General features: G+C 72.2%; 6 protein-coding genes. 1 reads left to right on the plus strand and 5 read right to left on the minus strand.

Annotation, left to right across the window (positions count from 1 at the left end):
• From VGE03_RS13750 to VGE03_RS13770, 5 genes are all read right to left on the minus strand, one after another.
• Positions 1 to 1,111: AAA family ATPase (locus VGE03_RS13750; RefSeq protein WP_331047041.1), on the minus strand; the 1,111-nt coding region annotated here is incomplete at its 3' end.
• A 12-nt stretch (positions 1,112 to 1,123) separates the two neighbouring features.
• Positions 1,124 to 1,744 carry a thioredoxin domain-containing protein gene (locus VGE03_RS13755; RefSeq protein WP_331047042.1) on the minus strand — a complete coding sequence of 207 codons (621 nt, stop codon included), beginning with the start codon at positions 1,742 to 1,744 and terminating at the stop codon, positions 1,124 to 1,126.
• A gap of 12 nt (positions 1,745 to 1,756) precedes the next feature.
• Positions 1,757 to 2,398 carry a thioredoxin domain-containing protein gene (locus tag VGE03_RS13760; RefSeq protein WP_331047043.1) on the minus strand — a complete coding sequence of 214 codons (642 nt, stop codon included), beginning with the start codon at positions 2,396 to 2,398 and terminating at the stop codon, positions 1,757 to 1,759.
• A 135-nt stretch (positions 2,399 to 2,533) separates the two neighbouring features.
• Positions 2,534 to 3,163 (minus strand): thioredoxin domain-containing protein, encoded by a 630-nt coding sequence (locus VGE03_RS13765; RefSeq protein ID WP_331047044.1) that lies wholly within the window; start codon positions 3,161 to 3,163, stop codon positions 2,534 to 2,536.
• A 57-nt stretch (positions 3,164 to 3,220) separates the two neighbouring features.
• Positions 3,221 to 3,772, minus strand: coding sequence for a DUF721 domain-containing protein (locus VGE03_RS13770; RefSeq protein ID WP_331047045.1), 552 nt, complete (start codon positions 3,770 to 3,772; stop codon positions 3,221 to 3,223).
• A gap of 21 nt (positions 3,773 to 3,793) precedes the next feature.
• On the opposite strand from VGE03_RS13770, the gene VGE03_RS13775 reads away from it, so the two are divergent.
• On the plus strand, positions 3,794 to 4,563 hold a 770-nt coding region (locus VGE03_RS13775; protein WP_331047046.1), incomplete at its 3' end, for an A/G-specific adenine glycosylase.

The raw sequence follows: 4,563 nt of genomic DNA on the forward strand, positions 1-4,563 counted from the left end.
TCAGGGCGGCGTCCAGCTGGGGGCCGCGCGCCGGAGCGGCGGCGATCTCGGCGGAGACGCGCTCGAAGGCCTCGGTCAGGCGGGCCAGTTCGCTTTCGGCGTCCCCGGCCATGCCGGTCTCGCGCTCGATGTCGGCGGCGATGCGGGCGCCCTCGGCCTTCAGGCGGTCGACCTCGGCGCGGGCCTGCTGCTCGGCCATGTCGAGGCGGTCGCGCTCCAGGCTGGCGCGGTGCAGCAGGGCGCCGGCGACGGCGTCTTCCTCGCGCGCGGGCTTCAGGCCTTCCTGCGCATTCAGGGCGGCGGTCTGGGCGCGGCCCGAGGCGGTGGTCGCCTCCACAACGGCGCGGTCGGCCTCGGCCAGCTCCTGCGCCGCGACCTCGGCGGCGAGGCGGGCGTCGTTCCAGCGGACATAGACCAGCGAGGCCTGCAGGGCGCGGATCTCGGCGGAGATCTTCTTGTATTTCTCGGCCTGCCGCGCCTCGCGCTTCAGGCGGGAGAGGGTGGTCTCCAGCTCACGGCCGATGTCGTCGAGGCGTTCGAGATTGGCCTCGGCCGCCTTCAGGCGCAGCTCGGCCTCGTGGCGGCGGGTGTGCAGGCCCGCGACGCCGCCCGCCTCCTCGAGGATGCGACGGCGGTTCTGCGGCTTGGCGGCGATCAGCTCGCTGATCTGGCCCTGCCGGACGAGGGCGGGCGAGTTGGCGCCGGTCGAGGCGTCGGCGAACAGCAGCTGGACGTCGCGGGCGCGGACCTCCTTGCCGTTGATGCGATAGGTCGAGCCCTGGCCCCGGTCGATCCGGCGCGACACCTCGAGGATGGGGCTGTCGGTGAAGGGCTGGGGCGCGCGGCGCTGCGCGTTGTCGATGGTCAGCTGGACTTCGGCGTGGCTGCGCGGCGGGCGGTTGGCGGCGCCGGCGAAGATGACGTCGTCCATCCCCTGACCGCGCATGGCCTTGGCCGAGTTGGCGCCCATGACCCAGCGCAGGCTTTCGAGGACGTTGGACTTGCCGCAGCCGTTGGGGCCGACGATGCCGGTCAGGCCGGGCTCGATGTGGAATTCCTGCGCGTCGACGAACGACTTGAAGCCGACCAGTCTGAGGCGCTGGAACTGCACCGGAGGGTGGGCCTAGCGGGCCGCGGCGGCCGCCCGGACGGCGACCTCCAGACCGCCGAGGGAGCGGTCGGTCACGCGACGGCCGTTGACGAAGAAGGCCGGGGTGGTGGTCGCCCCGGCGGCGACCGCGCTGTTGATGTCGCGCTGCAGGGCGGCGCGGGTCGCGGGCTGGTCGGCGCAGGCGCGCAGTTGCTCGCGGGTCCGGCCGCTGGCCGCGACGGCCGGATTGTACCAGTCCTCCTGACGTCCGCCGTGCAGGACCGCCGACTGGCCGCGCATCAGCACGCCGACGACGTCGAAGAACTTATCCGGCGCCGCGCAGTGGGCCATGGCGGCCGCGGGCAGGGACAGGCTGTCCGGGTCGGTCGGCAGGTTGCGGAAGACGAAGCGCACCTGGCCGGTGTCGATCAGGCGCTGCTTGAACAGGGGGAACACGAACTGGTGCCAGTCCGCGCAGTGGTGGCAGGTGAACGAGGCGTATTCGATCACCGTCACCGGGGCGTCCGCGCGGCCCAGCACCCGGTCGGCGGCGGTGACCGGCGCCACGGGCTCCTGCGCCCACGACGGCGCGGACGCCGTCGCGAGCGACGCCGGCAGGGCCAGCGCCAGAAGCAGGAGGAAACGCCGCAGCACCGTCATGTCCGCTTACTTGGCCAGTTCGGCGTCGATGGCGGTCGACAGGTCGGCCAGCGAGGCGCCGCTGCCCGAACCCGGGGTGATCACGGTCACGCCGTTGACCAGGAAGGTCGGGGTGCCGCTGACGCCGGCGCGCAGGGCGGCGCGGTCACGCTCGTCGCTGGCCTTCAGGTTTTCCGGGTCCTTGATGCAGGCCTCGATCTGCTGGTTCGACAGGCCGGCGCCGTTGCCGACGCGGTACAGGGTCGAGCGCGGGTCCGGACCGTGCAGGTCCTGGATGTTGGCGAAGAACTCGTGGACCACGTCGAAATACTTGTCCTCGCCGGCGCAGCGGGCGATGGCGAAGCCGGCGGCGGCCACGTTCACCGGGCCGGTGCGCAGTTCGCGGAAGACGAAGCGGACCTTGTTGGTGTCGACATACTTGGCCTTGAACGCCGGCCAGGTCTCTTCCTGCCAGGCGGCGCAGTGGGCGCAGGTGATCGAGCCGTACTCGATCACGGTGACCTTGGCGCCGTCGGCGGCGCCGATGGCCATGTCGCCGGCGGCCGGGGCGGTCGCTCCGCCGCCGCAACCGGCCAGGGTCGCCATGGCGGCGAGGGCTGCGGCGGACAGCGCCGCGCGGCGGCTCATGTCGGCGTAACGGAACTTCATGGGGTGGTCCTCACTCGACGGGATTCCGGAGCATCGCGCGATTCCCGTGCGCGCGCGCATGACAGGATTTTCGAGAACAGGTGCGGCGAAGGTTTGTCAACGACAACCCGCCTCGCCGTCCCATCCGGTCGTGGGTTACTTGGCCAGTTCCGCGTCGATCGCCGCCGAGATGTCGGCGAGGGTCGGGCCGTTCTGCGAACCGGGGCTGACGATCTGTCGCCCGTTGACGAAGAAGCTGGGCGTGCCGCTGACGCCCGCCGCGTTGGCGGCCTTGGCGCGGGCCTCGATCTTCTCGATGCCGTCGGCGTCCTTGATGCAGGTCTCGATCTGGCTGTTGTTCAGCCCGGCGCCGTTGCCGATGCGGAACAGGGTGTCGCGCGGATTGCCGCCGTTCTGCCACTCGGACTGGCTTTCCAGCAGGGCGTGGACGACGTCGAAATACCGCTCCTCGCCGGCGCAGCGCGCGATCTGGAAGCCGGCGACGGCCACCGGCGCCGGAGGGGTCGGGATCTCGCGGAAGACGAAGCGGACCTTGTTGGTGTCGACGTATTTCGTCTTGAACTCGGCCCAGTAGGCGCTGTGCCAGGCGGCGCAGACGTGACAGGTCACCGAGGCGTACTCGACCACCGTGACCGCGCCGGTCCCCATGGACATGTCGCCCTCGGCGGGGGCGCTCGCATTCTTCGCGCAGGACGCCGTCAGCAGGCCCGCGGCGACGGCGGTGACGATCGCGGCGCGGCGGCTCAAGGTCTTGATGTGGCTCATATCGGCTCCCGGGGTGCGGGGGGATCGGAGACTGCTCGCCGCCGCCTTGTCAACGGCTCAGGTGTCGCGCCCGTCCCGCAGAACCGCCCGTCCCAGCTTTTCCAGCACCTCGCGCAGACCGTCCGGAGCGTCGGCGACGGAGGCCTTGAGCTCGGCTTCCTGATGGGCGGGCAGGGGGGCGGCGGCCGCGGCCTTGCGCTTCGGCGCGACCGGGCTCTGGGGCAGGGGCTTCACCGGCCCCTGGGCGATGCGGAGCTTTTCCACCGAGCCGGGCCCGAGGAACAGGTTCACCCGCTGGAGGATGTCCTCGGACTGGTGCTGGACCAGCAGGGCGGCGGGACCGGCCACGCGCAACTCCAGCGTCCCGCCGGCGCCGCCGCGGCCCTTGGTCAGTTTCTGCGGACGGGTGACGCGGGCCAGCCGTTCGCCGACGATCTCGAGCCAGCGAGCCTCCAGCGCGCCGGCGCCGCGACCCAGTTTGGCGTCCAGTTCCTTGATCAGCCCCTGAAGCGCGCGCCCGGCCTTGGGCGCCGGGCGCGGAGCCGGGCGGGTGCGGCGGCGGGACAGGATTTCCCGGGCTTCGGCTTCGGTGGGCAGCGTGCGGCGCATTTCCGGGTTATAGCGCGACCGATGCCTTCCGTCCCCGCAGACGTGCCCGCGATCCGATCCGCCCTGCTGGACTGGTACGACGTCCATGCGCGGACGCTCGTCTGGCGCGCGCCCCCTGGATCGAAGGGGCGGCCTGATCCGTATCGGGTCTGGCTGTCCGAGGTGATGCTGCAGCAGACCACCACGCCGCACGCCACGCCGTACTTCCTGAAGTTCACCGAGCGCTGGCCGACGGTGTCCGACCTCGCGGCGGCGGAGGATGCGGACGTCATGGCCGCCTGGGCGGGGCTGGGCTACTACGCCCGCGCCCGCAACCTGCTGGCCTGCGCCCGGGCGGTGGCGGGACAGCACGGCGGCGTGTTCCCGGACACCGAGGCGGGGCTGCTGGCCCTGCCGGGGGTGGGCGCCTACACCGCCGCCGCCGTCGCCGGCATCGCCTTCGGCGAGGCGGCCAATGTGGTGGACGGCAATGTCGAGCGGGTGATGGCCCGGCTGTTCGCGGTCGAGACCCCCGTGCCGACGGCCCGGCCGGAACTGCGGGCGCTGGCGGGATCGCTGGTCCGGGACGAACGACCGGGAGACTGGGCGCAGGCGCTGATGGATCTGGGCGCGACCGTGTGCCGTCCGAAGTCGCCGCTGTGCGGGGACTGCCCGCTGACGAAATGGTGCGCGGGGTACGCGGGCGGTCAGCCGGAGCGCTATCCGCTGAAGCTGAAGAAGGCCGAGCGACCCCGGCGGTCAGGCATCGCCTGGGTCCTGCGCGACGGACAGGGGCGGGTGGCGCTGGTGCG

This window comes from Brevundimonas sp., assembly GCF_036400995.1.
Taxonomy (GTDB): Bacteria; Pseudomonadota; Alphaproteobacteria; order Caulobacterales; family Caulobacteraceae; genus Brevundimonas.

Excerpts from the sequence above, each read along its gene's own strand:
- VGE03_RS13760 (WP_331047043.1), bottom strand. The coding sequence starts at position 2,398 with ATGAAGTTCCGTTACGCCGACATGAGCCGCCGCGCGGCGCTGTCCGCC.
- VGE03_RS13770 (WP_331047045.1), bottom strand. The coding sequence starts at position 3,772 with ATGCGCCGCACGCTGCCCACCGAAGCCGAAGCCCGGGAAATCCTGTCC.
- VGE03_RS13765 (WP_331047044.1), bottom strand. The coding sequence starts at position 3,163 with ATGAGCCACATCAAGACCTTGAGCCGCCGCGCCGCGATCGTCACCGCC.